The 20343-nt window shown below is 58.1% G+C and carries 19 protein-coding genes; 6 read left to right on the top strand and 13 right to left on the bottom strand.

Translation table 11 applies throughout. The features are described 5' to 3' along the window. Positions 1-36 precede the first annotated feature (36 nt). The 8 genes from L9B60_RS11740 to L9B60_RS11705 all read right to left on the bottom strand — a co-directional run bounded on the left by L9B60_RS11740 (position 37) and on the right by L9B60_RS11705 (position 7271). Positions 37-909 carry a ParB/RepB/Spo0J family partition protein gene (locus L9B60_RS11740; RefSeq protein WP_249678788.1) on the bottom strand — a complete coding sequence of 291 codons (873 nt, stop codon included), beginning with the start codon at positions 907-909 and terminating at the stop codon, positions 37-39. A 9-nt stretch (positions 910-918) separates the two neighbouring features. Further along, complete coding sequence (locus L9B60_RS11735; RefSeq protein WP_249678786.1) at positions 919-1707, bottom strand: ParA family protein; 789 nt, start codon at positions 1705-1707, stop codon at positions 919-921. Between the two features lie 18 nt (positions 1708-1725). Beyond that, positions 1726-2364 (bottom strand): 16S rRNA (guanine(527)-N(7))-methyltransferase RsmG, encoded by a 639-nt coding sequence (gene rsmG, locus L9B60_RS11730; protein WP_249679718.1) that lies wholly within the window; start codon positions 2362-2364, stop codon positions 1726-1728. 5 nt (positions 2365-2369) lie between these two features. Then, the gene (mnmG, locus tag L9B60_RS11725; protein ID WP_249678784.1) at positions 2370-4262 is read right to left on the bottom strand and encodes a tRNA uridine-5-carboxymethylaminomethyl(34) synthesis enzyme MnmG; all 1893 of its coding nucleotides are present in this window, start codon (positions 4260-4262) and stop codon (positions 2370-2372) included. A 500-nt stretch (positions 4263-4762) separates the two neighbouring features. Beyond that, complete coding sequence (msrA, locus tag L9B60_RS11720; protein WP_249679717.1) at positions 4763-5383, bottom strand: peptide-methionine (S)-S-oxide reductase MsrA; 621 nt, start codon at positions 5381-5383, stop codon at positions 4763-4765. 138 nt (positions 5384-5521) lie between these two features. Continuing rightward, positions 5522-5785, bottom strand: a complete 264-nt coding sequence (locus L9B60_RS11715; RefSeq protein WP_249678775.1) for a pentapeptide MXKDX repeat protein — start codon at positions 5783-5785, stop codon at positions 5522-5524. A gap of 64 nt (positions 5786-5849) precedes the next feature. Then, entirely contained in the window at positions 5850-6635 is a 786-nt protein-coding gene (locus L9B60_RS11710; RefSeq protein WP_249678773.1) for a molybdopterin-dependent oxidoreductase, read from the bottom strand. 15 nt (positions 6636-6650) lie between these two features. Continuing rightward, entirely contained in the window at positions 6651-7271 is a 621-nt protein-coding gene (locus tag L9B60_RS11705) for a cytochrome b/b6 domain-containing protein (RefSeq protein ID WP_249678762.1), read from the bottom strand. Between the two features lie 148 nt (positions 7272-7419). On the opposite strand from L9B60_RS11705, the gene L9B60_RS11700 reads away from it, so the two are divergent. Beyond that, the gene (locus tag L9B60_RS11700; RefSeq protein ID WP_249678761.1) at positions 7420-8148 is read left to right on the top strand and encodes a response regulator transcription factor; all 729 of its coding nucleotides are present in this window, start codon (positions 7420-7422) and stop codon (positions 8146-8148) included. Beyond that, entirely contained in the window at positions 8145-9605 is a 1461-nt protein-coding gene (locus L9B60_RS11695) for a sensor histidine kinase (protein ID WP_249678756.1), read from the top strand. The genes L9B60_RS11700 and L9B60_RS11695 overlap by 4 nt, the downstream gene beginning before the upstream one ends. Here L9B60_RS11695 and mnmE read toward each other — a convergent pair whose 3' ends face one another. The 5 genes from mnmE to rpmH form a co-directional block, all read right to left on the bottom strand. Next, positions 9606-10976 (bottom strand): tRNA uridine-5-carboxymethylaminomethyl(34) synthesis GTPase MnmE, encoded by a 1371-nt coding sequence (gene mnmE / locus L9B60_RS11690; RefSeq protein ID WP_249678755.1) that lies wholly within the window; start codon positions 10974-10976, stop codon positions 9606-9608. Between the two features lie 82 nt (positions 10977-11058). Further along, positions 11059-12741 (bottom strand): membrane protein insertase YidC, encoded by a 1683-nt coding sequence (gene yidC, locus L9B60_RS11685; protein WP_249678754.1) that lies wholly within the window; start codon positions 12739-12741, stop codon positions 11059-11061. A gap of 2 nt (positions 12742-12743) precedes the next feature. Further along, a complete protein-coding gene (yidD, locus tag L9B60_RS11680; RefSeq protein ID WP_249678752.1) occupies positions 12744-12989 on the bottom strand; it encodes a membrane protein insertion efficiency factor YidD in 246 nt (81 codons plus the stop codon). Continuing rightward, the gene (gene rnpA / locus L9B60_RS11675; RefSeq protein ID WP_249679716.1) at positions 12982-13383 is read right to left on the bottom strand and encodes a ribonuclease P protein component; all 402 of its coding nucleotides are present in this window, start codon (positions 13381-13383) and stop codon (positions 12982-12984) included. Before rnpA ends, yidD begins: the two co-directional genes overlap by 8 nt. A 16-nt stretch (positions 13384-13399) precedes the next feature. Further along, entirely contained in the window at positions 13400-13534 is a 135-nt protein-coding gene (gene rpmH / locus L9B60_RS11670) for a 50S ribosomal protein L34 (protein WP_003213577.1), read from the bottom strand. Between the two features lie 573 nt (positions 13535-14107). Here rpmH and dnaA point away from each other — a divergent pair. The 4 genes from dnaA to gyrB are packed head-to-tail and all read left to right on the top strand — an operon-like array spanning position 14108 to position 20315. Then, entirely contained in the window at positions 14108-15628 is a 1521-nt protein-coding gene (gene dnaA / locus L9B60_RS11665; RefSeq protein WP_249678750.1) for a chromosomal replication initiator protein DnaA, read from the top strand. Positions 15629-15666: 38 nt separating this feature from the next. Beyond that, the gene (gene dnaN / locus L9B60_RS11660; RefSeq protein ID WP_249678748.1) at positions 15667-16770 is read left to right on the top strand and encodes a DNA polymerase III subunit beta; all 1104 of its coding nucleotides are present in this window, start codon (positions 15667-15669) and stop codon (positions 16768-16770) included. Between the two features lie 19 nt (positions 16771-16789). Next, positions 16790-17893, top strand: a complete 1104-nt coding sequence (recF, locus tag L9B60_RS11655; protein ID WP_249678746.1) for a DNA replication/repair protein RecF — start codon at positions 16790-16792, stop codon at positions 17891-17893. Positions 17894-17897: 4 nt separating this feature from the next. Beyond that, complete coding sequence (gene gyrB, locus L9B60_RS11650) at positions 17898-20315, top strand: DNA topoisomerase (ATP-hydrolyzing) subunit B (protein ID WP_249678744.1); 2418 nt, start codon at positions 17898-17900, stop codon at positions 20313-20315. Positions 20316-20343: the final 28 nt, after the last annotated feature.

Raw genomic sequence — 20343 nt, 5'->3', positions numbered from 1 at the left:
TAGTGATTTCCGACTGCACGCTACAAAAGGATTGTTTCAACGAATGTGCGCGAGCACACCTTGCAACTCGTCGAGGGAGTTGTAACGGATCACCAGTTGCCCCTTGCCCTTGTGCCCATGACGGATTTGCACGTCAGAGCCCAGCCGCTCTGCGAGGCGCTGCTCAAGGCGGGTGATGTCCGGATCAGGTTTGCTCGGTTCGACCGGATCAGGTTTGCCACTGAGCCACTGGCGAACCAGCGCTTCAGTCTGGCGCACGGTCAGGCCGCGTGCGACAACATGTCGCGCCCCTTCCACCTGCTGTTCGTCCGGCAAACCGAGCAATGCACGCGCATGGCCCATTTCCAGATCGCCGTGCGACAGCATCGTCTTGATGACTTCTGGCAACGCGATCAGGCGCAGCAGGTTGGCCACGGTCACGCGGGACTTGCCCACGGCATCGGCGACCTGTTGCTGGGTCAGCTGAAACTCCTGCTGCAAGCGCTGCAGGGCTACGGCTTCCTCGATCGGGTTGAGGTCTTCGCGCTGGATGTTCTCGATCAACGCCATGGCGATGGCGGTTTCATCGGACACATCGCGAACCATGGCCGGGATGGTTTCCATGCCGGCCTGCTGGCTGGCACGCCAACGGCGTTCACCGGCGATGATCTCGTAGCGGTTGTTGCCGATCGGGCGGACCACTATCGGTTGCATCACGCCCTGGCTCTTGATCGAGCTGGCCAGTTCTTCCAGTGCCTGCGGGTCCATGTCCCGGCGCGGCTGGTACTTGCCACGCTGCATCACGTCCAGGGGCAGGTGCTGCAGTTCTTTTTGATCGATGTGTACGGCTTGTTCTTCCAGCGCACTGACGGTCGGACCACTGAGCAGTGCATCCAGTCCACGTCCGAGACCTCGTTTCTTGACGGCCATGCGGATTCCTTAAGCCTTTGCAGTGCGTGGTTGACGACGCTGCCGACGAACCATCTCGCCCGCCAAGGCCAGATAGGCCAGCGCGCCACGGGAGGATTTGTCGTATGCCAGGGCCGGCATACCGAAGCTTGGGGCTTCGGCCAGGCGGATGTTGCGCGGGATCACGGTATCGTACAACTGATCGCCGAAGTGCTCCTTGAGCTGCGCGGACACATCGTTGATCAGGCTCAGGCGCGGGTCGTACATGGTCCGCAGCAGGCCTTCGATCTTCAGTTCCGGGTTCAGCAGCTCGGCGATGCGCTTGATGTTATCCACAAGGTCGCTCAAGCCTTCCAGGGCGAAGTACTCGCACTGCATCGGGATGATCACGCCATCGGACGCCACCAGGGCGTTGAGGGTCAGCATCGACAGCGACGGGGGGCAGTCGATCAAAATGTAGTCGTAGCTTTCGCGAACCGGCGCCAGCGCAGTGCGCAAGCGGCTTTCCTTCATCTGCATTTCCAGCAGGACCACCTCGGCGGCAGTCAGGTCACGGTTGGCCGGCAGCAGTTGGTAGCCGCCATGCTCGGAATAGTGCATGGCCTGGGACAGGTCGCACTCGCCGATCAACAGATCGTATACCGAGTTTTCCAGGGCGTGTTTATCCACACCGCTACCCATGGTGGCGTTGCCCTGTGGATCGAGATCGATCAACAGCACCCGGCGCTTGGTAGCAACCAGCGATGCTGCGAGGTTGATACAGGTGGTGGTCTTGCCCACACCACCCTTTTGGTTCGCTATCGCGAATACCTTAGCCATTCTTGCTTGTGTTCCCAATCATGCCGTGCGGCGCAGTATCAGCAGATGACGTTGGCCTTGGCAACCGGGCACCGTCAAGGCTTGTGCGCTGTCGAGGTGAAAATCTTGCGGCAATGCTACCAGTTCATCGGAAGGATGCAGACCCTTCATTGCCAACCATCGTGTATTCAGGTCACCGAGGTGGCGCGTCCAGTTACTGAAATCCTCCAGGCTGCTGAACGCCCGGGAAACGATCCCGGTGAATGGCTGCGCGGGCTGGAAGGCTTCGACGCGGCTGTGGATAACTTGCAGGTTGTCGAGTTTCAGCTCCAGTTTCACTTGGGTGAGAAAGCGCGTTTTCTTGCCGTTGCTGTCCAGCACGGTCACTTGCTTCTCGGGAAACAGGATGGCCAGCGGTATACCTGGCATGCCGCCACCACTGCCGACGTCGAGCCAGCGCGGCGAATCACCGATGTGCGGGATCACGCTCAGGCTGTCGAGCAGGTGCCGCGAGACCATTTCGTCGGGGTCGCGCACAGCAGTCAGGTTGTAGGCCTTGTTCCACTTGATCAGCAGGGCCAGGTACGCCAGCAACTGGCTGTGCTGGGTTTCGCTCAGGGCCACGCCCAGTTGTTCTGCGCCTTGGGATAACTCCTGGGCGTGCTGCGAGGTAACCATGGAACTCAAGCGCTTTGCTCCAACTCACGGCCTGCGCCGCGTTTTTTCAAATGGATCATCAACAGCGAAATCGCTGCCGGGGTAACGCCGGGGATACGCGATGCCTGGCCGAGGGTTTCCGGGCGGGTGGCGCCGAGTTTGCCCTGGATTTCCTTGGACAGGCCGGAAATGCCAACGTAGTCGATGTCTGCCGGCAGGCGAGTGTTTTCGCTGGCGCGCAGGCGGGCGATTTCGTCCTGCTGGCGGTCGATGTAACCGGCGTACTTGGTCTTGATCTCGACTTGTTCGGCCACCTGTGGGTCGCTGGCGCCTTCGCCTGTCACTTCGATCAGGCCGACATAGTCGATTTCCGGACGGGTCAGCAGGTTCAACAGGTTGTATTCATGGGCCAGTGGCGTGCCGAACTTCTCGGCCACGGCATCGCCGACCGCGGTGTTAGGGCGGATCCAGGTGCTTTTCAGGCGCTGTTCTTCACGCTCGATGGCTTCGCGCTTGGTGCAGAACGCGGCCCAACGCGCGTCATCGACCAGGCCCAGTTCGCGGCCTTTTTCGGTCAAGCGCAGGTCGGCGTTGTCTTCGCGCAGGATCAAGCGGTACTCGGCCCGCGAAGTGAACATGCGGTAAGGCTCTTGGGTACCCAGGGTGATCAGGTCGTCGACCAGCACGCCGATGTACGCCTCATCTCGGCGCGGGCACCAGCTGTCGCGGCCCTGCGCACGCAGTGCGGCGTTGGTCCCGGCCAGCAAACCTTGGGCGCCGGCTTCTTCGTAGCCGGTGGTGCCGTTGATTTGGCCAGCAAAGAACAGGCCGTCGATGACTTTCGTTTCCAGGCTGTACTTCAGGTCGCGAGGGTCGAAATAGTCGTATTCGATCGCATAGCCTGGCCGCACGATGTGGGCGTTTTCCAGGCCGCGGATCGACTGGACGATCTGCAACTGCACGTCAAATGGCAGCGACGTGGAAATACCGTTGGGGTATAGCTCATGAGTGGTCAGCCCTTCCGGCTCGATGAAGACCTGATGGCTTTCCTTGTCGGCAAAGCGATGGATCTTGTCTTCGATCGATGGGCAGTAGCGCGGGCCAATGCCTTCGATCACCCCGGAGTACATGGGCGAACGATCTAGGTTCGCGGCAATGATCTCGTGGGTACGGGCATTGGTGTGGGTAATCCAGCAACTGACCTGTTTGGGGTGCAGTTCCTTGGAGCCCATGAACGACATGACCGGGATCGGAGTGTCGCCTGGTTGCTCGCTCATCACCGAGAAATCCACGGAGCGCCCGTCGATGCGCGGGGGCGTTCCGGTTTTCAGGCGACCGACGCGCAGATCGAATTCACGCAGGCGTTTGGCCAGGGCCGTGGACGGTGGATCACCGGCGCGGCCACCCGAATAGTTCTGCATGCCGATGTGGATAAGTCCGGCCAGGAAGGTACCTGCGGTCAATACCACGGAGTCGGCGAAAAACTTCAGGCCCATTTGCGTGACCACACCGCGTACCTGGTCCTGCTCGACGATCAGGTCGTCGCAGGACTGCTGGAATATCCACAGGTTGGGCTGGTTTTCAAGAATCTCGCGTACCGCGGCCTTGTACAGGATGCGGTCGGCTTGGGCGCGCGTGGCACGTACAGCCGGGCCCTTGCGGTTGTTCAATACACGGAACTGGATGCCGCCCTTATCGGTAGCCAAAGCCATCGCGCCGCCCAGGGCATCGATTTCCTTGACCAAATGGCTCTTGCCGATGCCACCGATGGCTGGGTTGCAGCTCATCTGCCCGAGGGTTTCCACGTTATGTGTAAGCAGCAGGGTTTTTGCGCCCATGCGTGCTGACGCAAGCGCAGCCTCGGTACCGGCATGGCCGCCGCCGATGACGATCACTTCAAAACGGGAAGGGAAATCCACCACGCACCTCGTGCCTGTTCTGTGTTGGGTAATTGGGATAGCTGACCAGTATAGGGACTTACCCCCCTCCAAAGAAACCTTTTGCACAAAATTTAAACAGCTGTGGATGAATGGCATGCAATAGAAATAAAGAGAGAAGAATTTATTAAAGCTTTGTTTTTATGTTTATTTCTATACAGCACCTTTTCTGTGGATAGAACGCTACAGGCCTTATATTACGTACTGTACAGAGAAATTAAAGGTTGTGGTCATGTGCCCAAGAGCCCTATGGATAAGCGGCCTAAGCCTGTGGATGAAAGTGCTACTTACCCACAGGCGGATTTATCCCCTGCTTTGAGGGCGTCTTATCAACTGGGCTGAAGGGCGGTTACCCACAGGGCTTATTTTCGCCCTGTGTACAAAAAAGCCTGAATGACAGGCATAAAAAAGCCCTCGGTCTGTGTGTGAACAGAGCGCGAGGGCGTCGATGAACTGTGGATAAACCTTGAAGGGGCCTACAGTCAGGGCTGAACCAGGACGGGATCGGACCGATAGCGGTCGGCAAACACCTTGGCCAGGTTGGCAATCTTGGGTTGGTCGTTGATTACGATGTAGAGGCTGCTGGGGTTATGCACAAGGTAGTCCTGGTGGTAATCCTCGGCAGCATAGAACCCTTTCAAGTCCTCCACTGTCGTGGCCAAGGGTTGTGAATAAACGCCGGAGCCATTGAGCTGGGCGATATAGGCTTGGGCAACCTTGTGTTGTTCCGGGGTTGCCGCAAACACCGTCGAGCGATACTGGGTACCCGAGTCTGGCCCCTGCCGGTTGAGCTGGGTGGGGTCATGGGCGACCGAGAAGTAGATTTGCAGCAGATGGCCATAGCTGATCTGCGCAGGGTCGAAGGTGACCTGTACTGATTCGGCATGGCCGGTGTCGCCACCGCTCACGTCATCGTAATGGGCCGTCTGGGCAACGCCACCGGCGTACCCCGATAGGGCTTTGCTCACGCCTTTGACGTGCTCGAACACACCTTGCACACCCCAAAAGCAACCACCGGCGAACACCGCAGTCTCGCTGTGGGACGTGCCAGCGGGTTCATCCAGCTTTGGCGGGGCGATGATAAACGCCTGATCCCCCGCCATTGCCGACCCGGACAGCAAGGCAGCCGCCGTAATGCCGATGGCAGCCAGGCTGCGCATGAAAATAACCATGGTGCTTCCTCCGGGTTAAGGGTACTCGGGCGACATGTGGATAACTTCTGTCGCCCGTCATTGCCCCGTTTACTTGGTCATGCCGTCATCAGAATCTTTTTTCATGGTGTCTTTGGACATCGAATCCTTGCTCATGCTGTCTTTTTTCATCGCATCTTTCTTGGTCATGGCGTCTTTCTTCATCGAGTCCTTTTTCATCGCATCCTTGGACATGGAGTCTTTGGACATACTGTCCTTACTCATGCTGTCGTTGCTCATCGTGTCAGCAGCAAACACGCTAGCGGTGCCCAGGGCCAGGCACAGGGAAAGCACAACTGTGGATAACTTTTTCATGTGAACTCCGTGGAACGTCAGGGTTATAAGGCGCAGCAAGGACGCTGCGCAGGTGAAATTTTGTTCAGCTACCGCCAAACCAGTTGTAGCCTTGGTCTTCCCAGTAGCCGCCCGGGTAGGTGTTGGTGACAAAAATCGCCTGGATATGCTTGGGATTTTTGTAACCAAGTTTTGTCGGCATGCGCAGTTTCATCGGGAAACCGTATTCCCTTGGCAGCGTTTGCCCGTCGTAAGTCAACGCCAGCAGCGTTTGTGGATGCAGTGCGGTGGCCATGTCGATGCTGGTGTAATAGTCATCTGCGCATTTGAAGCCGATGTATTTGGCACTGGTGTCAGCGCCCACCCGCGCCAGAAAATCGGAGAACTTCACCCCGCCCCAGCGCCCGATCGCACTCCAGCCTTCCACGCAGATATGCCGAGTGATTTGGTCCACCTGGGCCATGGCGCGCAGTTCTTCCAGGCGCCAGCTGCGTTTGTCGGCCACCATGCCTGTCACTTCTAGGCGGTAGTTCTGCTCTTCAACCGTCGGCGCCTCGTCCACCCCATAGAACGCATTGAAAGGAAACGGCTTGGTGATCATCGACGCGTCATAGGTGGGCGCCAGCGCAGTGGGATCGAATATCCAGCCTTGTACCCGGTCGTTGAACCGCGAGATGGCCGACAGCGCGGTTTCCACGCTGTCGTTGTCGCTCAGGCTGCAACCCGACAGCATCGCCACGCCGCCCAGGGTCAACGAGCGCATCAAAAAACTGCGTCGCGAGCTTGATTCGATCCGTGGGGCCAAGACTTTGCGAGCTTCACGCAGGACCTCGGGGCCATCCAGATCAGAAGGACGTTTGCCAAAATTCATGTCAGTTCCCTCTGCCTAGCGGCCAGTAATCATGGCGCGCAAAGTGCGCGGTACCAGGGCCACCATGATCAGGTGTACCCCCACGAACGCCATCAGCAAGGCCATGGCAATGAAGTGCACCCGGCGTGCGGCTTCGTAACCGCCGAGCAAGTCGCGCAAGTGGTGAAACTGCACCGATTTCCACAGCACCAGGCCTGACAGGACCAGCACGGTGATATCCAACATGGCGAACAGGTAAGCGAAGCGCTGCACCTGGTTGTAATCGCGCAGGTTGTCATGGGCCAGTTTGCCGCGCAGTGCAGCGAAGGCATCGCGCAGCACGCCTTTGGGTGACACCGGGAAAAAGCGCTGGAACAGCCGGCCGCCGGCGATGTTCAGCAGTACGTACAGCACACCATTGAAAAACAGCAGCCACATGCCTGCGAAGTGCCATTGCAGCGCACCGCCCAGCCAACCGCCTAGAGTGATACCGGCGGGGAAGGTGAAATCAAAAAACGGCGAAGCGTTATAGATGCGCCATCCACTGGTGGCCATGATCAATACCGCCAGGGCGTTCAACCAATGAGTCAACCGCAACCAACGCGGATGGGTGGCACTAGGTGCGGGTTGAACGGCGTGGCTGGATAGTGGGGTCATGTCCGGCTCCCGGAATTATTGTTTTGCTGGAGCCTAGTCTTGGCCCTGGCACATCGCGAAGTCCTCACGCAGAGTTAAATTAAATGTGATAACTCCCAGGCCTTTTATTGGTAACAATGGGCCTAATGGCACAAGGGGAATACACCGCATGGAAAGGCTCAAACACGTCCTGATCGTCGAAGATGACGCCCACATCGCTGACCTCCTGCGCCTGCATCTGCGTGACGAAGGCTATGTGGTAGAGCACGCGGCGGACGGCAATGTCGGCGTGCGCATGCTCGAGGAGGGTAATTGGGACGCTCTGGTGCTGGACCTGATGCTGCCTGGAGTGGACGGCCTGGAAATCTGCAAACGCGCCCGGGCCATGGCCCGCTATACACCGATCATCATTACCAGCGCTCGCTCCAGTGAAGTGCACCGCATCCTGGGGCTGGAACTGGGGGCGGATGACTACTTGGCCAAGCCGTTCTCGATGCTTGAACTGGTGGCACGGGTGCGCGCACTCATGCGCCGCAGCGATGCATTGGCGCAAAACGCCAGAATGGATTCAGGGCTGTTGGTACGCCATGGCTTGTCGATCGACCCGCTGGCGCGGGAAATCAGCCTGGACGGCAAGATTCTTTCGCTGACCCCGCGTGAATTCGACCTGTTGTTTTTCTTTGCCCGGCACCCCGACAAGGTGTTTTCGCGGATGGACCTGCTCAACGAGGTGTGGGGTTACCAGCACGATGGCTACGAACACACGGTAAATACCCACATCAACCGCCTGCGCACCAAGATAGAACAAGACCCGACCGAGCCTCGCAGGATCCTCACCGTATGGGGCCGCGGTTACAAATTTGCCGCCGAGCCAAACTCGGCAGAGAGTTCAGCATGAGATCCTTGAGCCTTACCCAGCGCCTGTCGCTGGTGTTCGCCGCGTTGTTACTGGCCTGTAGCGGGGTTTCCATCTGGTTGCAGATCAACGCCAGCACCCGCCATGAACAGGAGGTGGTGCAACGCTTGTCCATCGGCCTGGCTGGGCACATCGCCGGCACCGCGCAACTGATGGACACCAGCGGCTGGCGCCCGGACGCAATACGCGATCTGTTCGACAAGCTGATGGCGGTCAACCCTTCGGTAGAGCTGTACCTGCTGTCCAACGACGGCAAGATCGTCGGCAACGCCGCGCCAGACGGCCATTTGAAGCTGGACAAGGTCGATCTCGAGCCTGTGCATAAGTTATTGTCCGGTGCACGCCTGCCGGTGCTGGGCGAAGATCCGCGCAGTGATTCGCTGAAGGTGTTCAGCGCAGCTCCCGTGCAAGTTGGTGGGCGCAACGCCGGGTATATTTACGTGGTACTACAGGGCGAAGCTCACGATGCGCTGGTTGCCGCCCTCTCGGGAGATTCGGTACTGCGGGTCACCCTGTGGACAATGTTCCTGATGGCGCTGCTCAGTTTGATCATGGGCCTGGTTGCCTTTCGCCTGATCACCCGTCCATTGCGGGCGCTGACCCAAACAGTCCGCAGTTTTGATGGCAATGGCGAGCTGGCGGCTTCGTTGGCCACCGACCTGCCTGCCGATGGTAAAGGTGACGAAATCGCCGTGCTGCGCGGTGCTTTCGCACAGATGGGCCAACGCATTTCCGAGCAATGGCGTGAACTGACCCGCCAGGACCAACAGCGTCGCGACATGGTGGCGAACATTTCCCACGACCTGCGCACCCCGATGACCTCCCTGCACGGCTACCTGGAAACCCTGCGCCTGAAGGACGAAACCCTCAGCCAGGCAGAACGCCGGCATTATCTGGACGTGGCGCTGGGGCAAAGCCGCAAGGTAGGGCGCCTGGCCCAGGAACTGTTCGAGTTGGCACGCCTGGAATCGGGGCTGGTACAGCCGGATACCGAGGCATTCGCCTTGCCAGACCTTGTGCAAGACGTACTGCAAAAATTTGAATTGGCGGCCGAGGCGCGGCATCAGTTGCTGCAGGTCGACATGCCTCACGCCGTGCCTATCGTCAGCGCCGACCTGGCAATGATCGAGCGGGTACTGACCAACCTGCTGGACAACGCCATTCGCCATAACCCGCCGGGCACCCAAATCGTGGTGCGCATGCAGGGGCAATCGGCAAAAGTCCAAGTGGAGGTCAGTGACACCGGCGGCGGTATCGACCCAAGCCTGCGCGATGGGCTGTTTTCCAGGGCCTCGGCGTTGCGGCGCACGTCCTCGGAAAGCGGCGGATTGGGATTGATCATCGTCAAACGGATGCTGCAGCTCAATGGCAGCGACATTCAGATGGTCCCTGGGCAACCTTCAGGGACCGTATTGCGCTTTGATCTGGCGGTTGCCTGACTATTTGCCGATGCAGAAGCTGGAAAAAATCCGCCCCAACAGGTCATCGGAGCTGAACGCACCGGTGATCTCCCCCAATGACTGCTGCGCCTGACGCAAATCTTCTGCCAGCAGCTCACCGGCCCCTGCCAGGGTCAACTGCGCCCTGCCATGCTCCAGGGACTGGCTGGCATGGCGCAGCGCTTCCAGGTGCCGCCGGCGAGCGCTGAAGCTGCTTTCGGCAGTCTGCTCATAGCCCATGCATGCTTTCAGGTGCTCACGCAGCAATTCCAGGCCCTGCCCTTCGGCTGTTGCGCTTAAGCTGATGGTCACATGGCCATCGGCACTTTGCTCCATGGCTATGGTTTCGCCGCTCAGGTCTGCCTTGTTACGGATCAGGGTGACTTTTGCCGGGTCCGGGCGTTGCTCGAGGAATTCCGGCCACAGGGCAAAGGGGTCGCTGGCTTCCGGGGCCGTGGCGTCTACCACCAGCAGCACTCGATCGGCCTCGCCAATGGCCTTGAGCGCACGCTCTACACCGATCTTTTCCACCTGGTCATCGGTATCGCGCAACCCTGCGGTATCCACGACGTGCAATGGCATGCCGTCGATGTGGATATGTTCACGCAAAATGTCCCGGGTGGTACCGGCGATATCCGTCACGATCGCCGCCTCACGGCCCGCCAGCAAATTCAGCAAGCTGGATTTACCGGCATTGGGCCGACCGGCAATCACTACGGTCATGCCATCGCGCAACAGGGCACCTTGCCCAGCTTCGCGCAGCACTGTGGATAAGTCTTCGCGTACCTTATCGAGCATGCCCAGTACGTGGCCATCGGCAAGAAAGTCGATTTCCTCTTCGGGGAAGTCGATCGCGGCCTCTACGTAGATACGCAGGTTGATCAATTTCTCGGTCAAGTTATCCACACGCCGGGAAAAAGCACCCTGCAAGGAACGCACGGCGTTGCGTGCCGCCTGTGCGGAACTGGCTTCGATCAGGTCGGCGATTGCCTCGGCCTGGGCCAAGTCGAGTTTGTCATTGAGGAACGCCCGCTCGCTGAACTCGCCCGGCCGGGCCAAACGGCAGCCCAGTTCCAGGCAGCGGCGCAGCAGCATATCCAATACCACGGGGCCGCCGTGACCCTGCAGTTCCAAGACATCTTCCCCGGTAAACGAATTTGGGCCGGGGAAATACAACGCCAGGCCCTCGTCGATCACTTCGTCGGCATCGCTAAGCATCGGGCCGTAATGGGCATAGCGAGGCTTCAGGGTTTTGCCGGTGATGGCCAGTGCCGCCTGTTCCGCCAAGGGGCCGGAGATCCGCACGATACCCACGCCACCGCGGCCTTGGGCCGTGGCAATCGCTGCGATGGTTTCTTTGGAAGTGTTCATGGTACGGCCCCTCGATGGAAACGACAGATAGCAAAACGCCCCACGAGGGGGCGTTTATCCACAGGTTAGATGATCAAACCTGTCAGGCGGCAGCTTTCTTGGCTTTCGCCTCGATGCCGCGGGTGATGTACCACTGCTGCAGAATCGACAGCGTGTTGTTGGTCACCCAGTACATAACCAGACCAGCAGGGAACCACAGGAAGAAGAAGGTGAAGACGATTGGCATCAGCTTCATCACCTTGGCCTGCATCGGATCCGGCGGAGTCGGGTTCAGGCGCTGCTGGATGAACATGGTCGCGCCCATGATGATCGGCAGGATGAAGAACGGATCCTTGATCGACAGGTCGGTGATCCAGAACATCCACGGTGCCTGGCGCATTTCCACGCTTTCCAGCAGAACCCAGTACAGCGAAAGGAAAACCGGCATCTGCACGACGATTGGCAAGCAGCCGCCCAGCGGGTTGATCTTCTCTTTCTTGTACAGCTCCATCATGGCTTGCGACATTTTCTGCCGGTCGTCGCCATGCTGCTCTTTCAGGATTGCCAGTTTCGGTGCAACGGCACGCATACGCGCCATCGACTTGTAGCTGGCGGCCGACAGCGGGAAGAAGAACAACTTGATCAGCATGGTCAGGCAGATGATCGAGAAGCCCCAGTTGCCCAGCAGCATGTGGATATGTTTCAGCAACCAGAAGATCGGCTGAGCGATGAACCACAGAATGCCGTAGTCAACGGTCAGTTCCAGGCCAGGTGCCAGTTCTTTCAGGCGGTCCTGGATCTTAGGACCGGCGTAGAGCACAGCGCTGGTTTCGACTTTTGCACCAGGCGCTGCAGTCAGCGTCGGGCCTGTGAAACCAATGATGTAGTTGCCGGCGCTGTCTTTACGAGTCGACATCGCGTTGTTATCCGATTTGTTCGGAATCCACGCGGTGACGAAGTAGTGCTGCAGCCAGGCTACCCAACCACCTTGCACGGTCTCTTTCAGGCTGCCCTTGTCGATATCTTTCATCGATATCTTTTTGTAGGGCTCAGCTGGCGTACCGAGGGCGGCGCCCAGGTAGGTCGCGGTACCGGTGGCGGTGCTCGACGATGGGTCGGCGCTGGCGTCACGCTTCAATTGCGCGAACAGGCTGCCGGACCAAGGCTGTGCGCTCTGGTTATCCACAAGGTAGGTGACCTTCAGGTCGTACTCATTGCGGTCCAAAGTGAAGCGCTTGATGTAATTCACGCCGTTATCGGAGAACTTCAGGTCCACAACCAGTTGGTTTTGACCGTCAGCCAGTTGATAACTTTTTTGCTCGCTGGTGTACAGCGGGCGACCGGTAGGGCGCGAATCCGGGCCGTTGGTGCCGATCAGGCCGCTTTGCGCCAGGTAGGTGCGCTCGCCGCCGTTGTCGAACAGCTGGAATGGCACGTCAGGGTGATCCTGGCGGCGCGGATATTCCGGCAGAGTCAGCTGGGCAATGTCGCCCCCGTTCGGATCGATAGCCAGATCCAGGACATCGGTCTTGACGCGAATCAGGTTCTTGCTGCCAGCGTCCGGAGCCAAAGCTGGCGCGGTAGCGGCAGTGTTGGTGTTGGGTACGTCGGCACTCGCTTGAGTGTTGTTAGCCAATGGCGCTTCGGGCAAATCCGAGGCGGCAGAGTTGGTAGCAACATTCTGAGTCGGCAAGGCAGCTTGGCCGTAGTCCTGGTTCCACTTAAGGACCATGACGTAGGACACGATTGCCAGGGCGACGATCAGGATCGTGCGTTTAATATCCATGATTACTCGGCTATCGAAGAAGTACGGGGAGATGGGGCAGGCGGAACCGGGTCAAAACCACCGGCGTTCCACGGATGACAACGACCCAGACGACGGATGGTCAGCCAGCCGCCGCGCAGAAGGCCATGGTGTTCTATGGCTTCCAACGCGTAGCAAGAGCAGCTGGGGTAAAAACGACAGTGATCGGCCATCAAAGGGCTGATGGCGTAGCGGTAAAACTGGATCGGAACGAGTGCCAGTTTACGCATTCTGACTGTCTACCCCTTCAGATTCCGGCTTATTGGCTGGTGTCGGCTTGCTGCGAGCAAGGCGTTTCCAGAGTTTGCCGAAATGCTGATGCAATTCTGGGTTTTCGACATCGCCTAAGCCCTTGCGAGCCACAATGACGATATCCCAATCAGCCAGGAGATCCTGGTGCTGGCGAAACGAGTCACGCATCAAGCGTTTGAGACGGTTGCGCTGTACGGAGAGCTTGACGCTCTTTTTCCCGATCACTAGCCCCAGACGGGGATGACCCAGACCGTTTTCGCGCGCAAGGAGCAGCAGGTTTTTCCCTGGAACCTTGCCGGTTGGGGAGTCAAAGACAGCTTTGAAGTGTCGGGCTGTCAGAAGACGCTTTTCCCGACTGAAGTCCTGACTCACCCCCAGTGCCGAATGATCAAACTGCCAGACGCGCACGGCCTTTGGCACGGCGACGCGACAGTACGGCGCGGCCGTTCTTGGTGGCCATGCGAGCACGGAAGCCGTGGGTACGGGCGCGTTTGATGGTGCTGGGTTGGAAAGTACGTTTCATGGCGTGTTACCTGGTTCGTCCACAACGGGCCGGAATGGCCCCCGTTTTAAGAGACCGGCGATTCTATTGAAAGCAAGGCCTCAGGTCAATTTCCAACCAGCTTTTCCTTTCCATGAGCATGACCATTGGTCTGACGGCTTGGGTAGCACGGCTCACGGATCAAATATAAAAATAGAGAAGGGACTTATTTAAAGCTTTTTTGTAGAACTTATAGATATTAAGCAGCCACTTTTCTGTGGATAAGCCACTCTAGGCCTTATAAACCGCTATGTACAGAGCACCGGTAGCTTGTCAGGAAGCGGTGCTGCGGCTGTGCTCTGACCTCGGATAACCTGTGCATGAAACGGCCTGTTATCCACAGCGATGTTATCCACAGGCTAACCCCCCTACTTGTGCATAGACCTTAATGGCGGTTATCCACAGAGCTTATTCACACCCTATCGAACGGTTCTTTTAACGTTAAGCTGCTGATTTCTCATTGCCTGTGAGCAAGCTACGTGTGGATAAGTCCGCCCGGCGTCGGTACAATGGGGATTGTTTTTGCCTCTCCGGCTTTCAATTCAGGGGATATCCGTGTCAGTGGAACTTTGGCAGCAGTGCGTGGAGCTTCTGCGCGATGAACTGCCTGCCCAGCAATTCAACACCTGGATCCGTCCGCTACAGGTCGAAGCCGAAGGCGACGAGTTGCGTGTCTACGCGCCCAACCGGTTTGTGCTGGATTGGGTCAACGAAAAATACCTCTCACGGTTGCTCGAATTATTGGGAGAGCACGGCAGCGGAATCGCGCCTGCCCTTTCCTTATTAATAGGTAGCCGTCGCAGCTCAGCACCGCGTGCGGCACCCAACGCGCCGCTGGCCGCTTCTGCAGCAGCCTCGCAGGCGGCGCAGCAAGCCCAGGCCGCTCCAGTGGCCAAGGCCCCTGCTGCAACCAGCGCTGCCGTATCTGCCCCGGCAGCCACGCATAGCGAAGAGCCTTCGCGCGACAGCTTTGATTCGATGGCCGGCGCCAGCTCGCAGCCTGCGCCCGTGCGCTCGGAACAACGCAACGTCCAGGTCGAGGGTGCGCTCAAGCACACCAGCTACCTGAACCGCACGTTCACGTTCGAGAATTTTGTCGAAGGTAAATCCAACCAACTGGCCCGCGCGGCTGCTTGGCAGGTAGCCGACAACCCCAAGCACGGCTACAACCCGCTGTTCCTTTATGGCGGCGTAGGTTTGGGTAAGACTCACTTGATGCACGCCGTGGGTAACCACCTGCTCAAGAAAAACCCCAACGCCAAAGTGGTCTACCTGCACTCAGAGCGTTTCGTGGCCGACATGGTCAAGGCGCTGCAGTTGAACGCGATCAACGAGTTCAAGCGCTTCTACCGATCGGTAGATGCATTGCTCATCGATGACATTCAATTCTTTGCTCGCAAAGAGCGTTCGCAGGAAGAGTTTTTCCACACCTTCAACGCCCTGCTCGAAGGTGGCCAGCAGGTCATCCTTACCAGCGACCGTTACCCGAAAGAAATCGAAGGGCTGGAAGAGCGTCTCAAGTCGCGCTTTGGCTGGGGCCTGACCGTGGCCGTCGAGCCACCAGAGTTGGAAACCCGTGTCGCGATTCTGATGAAGAAGGCCGACCAGGCGAAAGTAGATCTGCCACATGACGCAGCATTCTTCATTGCCCAGCGTATTCGCTCTAACGTTCGCGAACTGGAAGGCGCGCTCAAGCGGGTGATCGCTCACTCGCACTTCATGGGCCGCGACATCACCATCGAGCTGATTCGCGAATCGTTGAAAGACTTGTTGGCGCTGCAGGATAAACTGGTCTCTGTGGATAACATTCAGCGTACTGTGGCTGAATACTACAAGATCAAGATTTCCGACCTGCTGTCCAAGCGTCGTTCGCGCTCGGTAGCGCGCCCACGTCAGGTAGCCATGGCGTTGTCCAAGGAACTGACCAACCACAGCCTGCCGGAAATCGGCGATGTGTTTGGCGGTCGCGACCACACCACGGTCTTGCACGCGTGCCGCAAGATCAATGAACTCAAGGAATCCGACGCGGATATTCGCGAGGACTACAAGAACCTGCTGCGTACACTGACTACTTGATGACCTCAGTGCAGCTTATTAAGGCAAGGGACTAGACCATGCATTTCACCATTCAACGCGAAGCCCTGTTGAAACCCCTGCAACTGGTCGCCGGCGTCGTCGAGCGCCGCCAGACCTTGCCGGTATTGTCCAACGTGCTGCTGGTTGTCGAAGGCCAGCAGCTGTCGCTGACCGGTACCGACCTTGAGGTCGAACTGGTAGGCCGCGTGCAACTGGAAGAGCCGGCCGAGCCTGGCGAAATCACCGTGCCCGCACGCAAGTTGATGGACATCTGCAAAAGCCTGCCAAACGATGCACTGATCGACATCAAGGTCGATGAGCAGAAGCTCGTGGTCAAGGCAGGTCGCAGCCGCTTTACCCTGTCCACCTTGCCTGCCAATGACTTCCCGACCGTGGAAGAAGGCCCGGGCTCGCTGACTTGCAGCTTGGAGCAAAGCCGCCTGCGCCGACTGATCGAGCGCACCAGCTTCGCCATGGCGCAACAGGACGTCCGTTACTACCTCAATGGCATGCTGCTGGAGGTGTCGGCGGGCATCATGCGCGCGGTTGCTACCGACGGTCACCGCCTGGCCATGTGCTCGATGAAGGCCGATATCGGCCAGACCGACAAGCACCAGGTGATCGTCCCGCGTAAAGGTATCCTGGAACTGGCACGCCTGCTGACCGAGCCGGACGGCGTGGTTAGCATTGTCCTGGGTCAGCACCACATCCGTGCTACCACCGGTGAGTTCACCTTTACCTCGAAACTGGTCGATGGCAAATTCCCTGACTACGAGCGCGTTCTGCCCAAGGGCGGTGACAAGCTTGTGGTGGGTGATCGCCAGGCGCTGCGCGAAGCGTTCAGCCGTACCGCGATCCTTTCCAACGAAAAGTACCGGGGTATCCGTCTGCAACTGGCTGCTGGCCAATTGAAGATCCAGGCGAACAACCCGGAGCAGGAAGAAGCCGAAGAAGAAGTGGGCGTGGAATACAACGGCGGCGCGCTGGAGATCGGCTTCAACGTCAGCTACCTGCTCGACGTGCTGGGTGTGATGACTACCGAACAGGTTCGCCTGATTCTGTCTGACTCCAACAGCAGCGCCTTGGTGCAAGAGTCCGATAACGACGACTCCGCCTACGTCGTTATGCCGATGCGCCTGTAACGTGATCAGCAGACTCTAGATGTCCCTCAGTCGCGTTTCTGTCACCGCGGTGCGTAACCTGCACCCGGTGACCTTCTCCCCCTCTCCTCGCATCAATATCCTCTACGGCTCGAACGGCAGTGGCAAAACCAGTGTGCTGGAAGCCATCCATTTGTTGGGGTTGGCGCGTTCCTTTCGTAGCACTCGCCTGCTGCCGGTGATCCAGTATGAGCAAGGCGCCTGCACGGTGTTTGGCCAAGTGGAGTTAGCCGAAGGCGGCCACAGTGCCTTGGGGATTTCACGCGAGCGACAGGGTGATTTCACCATACGCATCGATGGGCAGAACGCACGCAGTGCCGCCCAACTTGCTGAAATCCTGCCGCTGCAGTTGATCAACCCAGACAGTTTCCGGTTGCTGGAAGGCGCCCCGAAAATTCGACGCCAGTTCCTGGACTGGGGAGTGTTCCACGTGGAACCTCGCTTCATGTCCACTTGGCAAAGACTGCAGAAGGCCCTGAGGCAGCGGAACTCGTGGCTGCGGCATGGTACACTTGACGCTGCTTCGCAAGCTGCATGGGACCGGGAATTGTGCCTGGCCAGTGCCGAAATTGATGAATACCGTCGCGCCTATATCAAAGCCTTGAAGCCAGTCTTCGAGCAGACGTTGAGCGAGTTGGTGGAGCTTGAAGGTTTGACCCTCAGTTACTATCGCGGCTGGGACAAGGATCGGGAACTCAGCGAAGTACTCGCCTCGTCTGTGCATCGTGATCAACAAATGGGTCATACCCAGGCCGGGCCACAGCGCGCCGATCTGCGACTTCGACTAGGCACTCACAACGCCGCGGACATTCTTTCCCGCGGTCAGCAAAAGCTAGTGGTGTGTGCGCTACGGATTGCCCAAGGGCACTTGGTTAGCCAAGCCCGGCGCGGCCAGTGTATTTATCTGGTGGATGACTTGCCGTCCGAACTGGACGAACAACACCGCCGCTCCTTATGCCGCTTGTTGGAAGACTTACGCTGCCAGGTGTTTATCACCTGTGTAGACCACGAATTATTGAGGGAAGGCTGGCAGACGGAAACGCCAGTTGCTTTGTTCCACGTGGAACAAGGCCGTATCACCCAGACCCACGATCATCGGGAGTGAAGGCATGAGCGAAAATCAAACGTACGATTCCTCCAGCATTAAAGTGCTGAAAGGGCTAGATGCCGTACGCAAACGTCCCGGTATGTACATCGGCGACACCGATGATGGTAGCGGTCTGCACCACATGGTGTTCGAAGTGGTCGATAACTCTATCGACGAAGCGCTGGCCGGTCACTGCGACGATATCTCCATCATCATCCACCCGGACGAGTCCATCACCGTCCGCGACAACGGTCGCGGCATCCCGGTTGATGTCCACAAGGAAGAAGGTGTTTCGGCTGCTGAAGTCATCATGACCGTACTGCACGCCGGCGGTAAGTTCGACGACAACTCCTACAAAGTATCTGGCGGCCTGCACGGCGTAGGTGTTTCGGTAGTGAACGCTTTGTCTGAAGAGTTGGTTTTGACTGTTCGCCGTAGCGGCAAGATCTGGGAACAGACCTACATTCACGGTGTTCCACAAGCGCCGATGGCCATTGTGGGCGAGAGCGAAACCACGGGTACCCAGATCCACTTCAAACCGTCTGCCGATACCTTCAAGAACATTCACTTCAGCTGGGACATCCTGGCCAAACGGATTCGTGAACTGTCGTTCCTGAACTCCGGCGTGGGTATCTACCTGAAGGATGAACGTTCGGGTAAAGACGAGACCTTCAAGTACGAAGGCGGCCTGCGTGCCTTCGTTGAATACCTGAACACCAACAAGACCGCCGTCAACGAAGTATTCCACTTCAACGTGCAGCGCGATGACGGTGTGGGCGTAGAAATCGCCCTGCAGTGGAACGACAGCTTCAACGAAAACCTGTTGTGCTTCACCAACAACATTCCGCAGCGCGATGGTGGCACCCACTTGGTGGGCTTCCGTTCGGCGCTCACCCGTAACCTGAACAACTACATTGAACAGGAAGGGTTGGCGAAAAAGCATAAGGTCGCTACCACTGGTGACGACGCCCGTGAAGGCCTGACTGCCATCATCTCGGTGAAAGTGCCTGATCCAAAGTTCAGCTCCCAGACCAAAGACAAGCTGGTTTCTTCTGAAGTGAAGACCGCGGTCGAACAGGAAATGGGCAAGTACTTCTCGGACTTCCTGTTGGAAAACCCGAACGAAGCCAAGGCCGTCGTGGGCAAGATGATCGACGCAGCCCGCGCCCGTGAAGCCGCGCGCAAGGCCCGTGAGATGACCCGCCGTAAAGGCGCACTGGACATCGCTGGCCTGCCAGGCAAATTGGCTGACTGCCAAGAGAAGGACCCTGCCCTCTCCGAACTGTACCTGGTGGAGGGTGACTCCGCAGGTGGCTCGGCCAAGCAAGGTCGTAACCGCAAGACCCAGGCGATCCTTCCATTGAAGGGTAAGATCCTCAACGTCGAGAAAGCTCGTTTCGACAAGATGATCTCTTCCCAGGAAGTCGGCACGCTGATCACCGCGCTGGGTTGTGGCATTGGCCGTGATGAATACAACATCGCCAAACTGCGTTACCACAACATCATCATCATGACCGATGCTGACGTCGACGGTTCGCACATCCGTACCCTGCTGCTGACTTTCTTCTTCCGTCAGTTGCCAGAGCTGATCGAGAAAGGCTACATCTACATCGCTCAGCCGCCGCTGTACAAGGTCAAGAAAGGCAAGCAAGAGCAGTACATCAAAGACGACGACGCCATGGAAGAGTACATGACGCAGTCGGCCCTGGAAGACGCCAGCCTGCACTTGAACGAATCGGCCCCGGGTATTTCGGGCGAGGCGCTGGAGCGTCTGGTCAACGATTTCCGTATGGTGATGAAGACCCTCAAGCGTTTGTCGCGCCTGTACCCGCTAGAGCTGACCGAGCACTTCGTGTACCTGCCAGCCGTTTCCCTGGAACAACTGGGCGATCACGCCGGCATGCAGGAATGGCTGGCGCGCTTTGATGCTCGCCTGCGCAACTCCGAGAAATCGGGCCTGGTATACAAGGCCAGCCTGCGCGAAGATCGCGAACGTAACGTATGGCTGCCGGAAGTGGAAATTACCTCCCACGGCTTGGCCAGCTACGTGACCTTCAACCGCGACTTCTTCGGCAGCAACGACTACAAGACCGTGACTGCCTTGGGTGCGCAACTGGCTACCCTGCTGGACGAAGGTGCCTACGTACAGCGCGGTGAGCGCAAGAAGCCGGTGGTGGAGTTCAAGGAAGCCCTTGAGTGGCTGATGACCGAAAGCACCAAGCGCCACACCATTCAGCGATACAAAGGTCTGGGCGAAATGAACCCGGATCAGCTGTGGGAAACCACCATGGACCCAAGCGTGCGTCGCATGCTCAAGGTCACCATTGAAGACGCGATCGGTGCCGACCAGATCTTCAATACCCTGATGGGTGACGCGGTAGAACCGCGTCGTGACTTTATCGAGAGCAACGCGCTGGCGGTATCCAACCTGGATTTCTGATCCACGCCTGCAATGCGACCCTCAAAAC

This window comes from Pseudomonas abieticivorans (assembly GCF_023509015.1).
GTDB classification, from domain to species: Bacteria; Pseudomonadota; Gammaproteobacteria; order Pseudomonadales; family Pseudomonadaceae; genus Aquipseudomonas; species Aquipseudomonas abieticivorans.
This window is presented reverse-complemented; position numbering and strand designations above follow the sequence as displayed.

Coding starts and splice junctions, on each gene's coding strand:
- L9B60_RS11740 (WP_249678788.1), bottom strand. CDS start 909: ATGGCCGTCAAGAAACGAGGTCTCGGACGTGGACTGGATGCACTGCTC.
- L9B60_RS11735 (WP_249678786.1), bottom strand. CDS start 1,707: ATGGCTAAGGTATTCGCGATAGCGAACCAAAAGGGTGGTGTGGGCAAG.
- rsmG (WP_249679718.1), bottom strand. CDS start 2,364: ATGGTTACCTCGCAGCACGCCCAGGAGTTATCCCAAGGCGCAGAACAA.
- msrA (WP_249679717.1), bottom strand. CDS start 5,383: ATGGCGGGGGATCAGGCGTTTATCATCGCCCCGCCAAAGCTGGATGAA.
- L9B60_RS11715 (WP_249678775.1), bottom strand. CDS start 5,785: ATGAAAAAGTTATCCACAGTTGTGCTTTCCCTGTGCCTGGCCCTGGGC.
- L9B60_RS11710 (WP_249678773.1), bottom strand. CDS start 6,635: ATGAATTTTGGCAAACGTCCTTCTGATCTGGATGGCCCCGAGGTCCTG.
- L9B60_RS11705 (WP_249678762.1), bottom strand. CDS start 7,271: ATGACCCCACTATCCAGCCACGCCGTTCAACCCGCACCTAGTGCCACC.
- L9B60_RS11700 (WP_249678761.1), top strand. CDS start 7,420: ATGGAAAGGCTCAAACACGTCCTGATCGTCGAAGATGACGCCCACATC.
- L9B60_RS11695 (WP_249678756.1), top strand. CDS start 8,145: ATGAGATCCTTGAGCCTTACCCAGCGCCTGTCGCTGGTGTTCGCCGCG.
- mnmE (WP_249678755.1), bottom strand. CDS start 10,976: ATGAACACTTCCAAAGAAACCATCGCAGCGATTGCCACGGCCCAAGGC.
- yidC (WP_249678754.1), bottom strand. CDS start 12,741: ATGGATATTAAACGCACGATCCTGATCGTCGCCCTGGCAATCGTGTCC.
- yidD (WP_249678752.1), bottom strand. CDS start 12,989: ATGCGTAAACTGGCACTCGTTCCGATCCAGTTTTACCGCTACGCCATC.
- rpmH (WP_003213577.1), bottom strand. CDS start 13,534: ATGAAACGTACTTTCCAACCCAGCACCATCAAACGCGCCCGTACCCAC.
- dnaN (WP_249678748.1), top strand. CDS start 15,667: ATGCATTTCACCATTCAACGCGAAGCCCTGTTGAAACCCCTGCAACTG.
- recF (WP_249678746.1), top strand. CDS start 16,790: ATGTCCCTCAGTCGCGTTTCTGTCACCGCGGTGCGTAACCTGCACCCG.
- gyrB (WP_249678744.1), top strand. CDS start 17,898: ATGAGCGAAAATCAAACGTACGATTCCTCCAGCATTAAAGTGCTGAAA.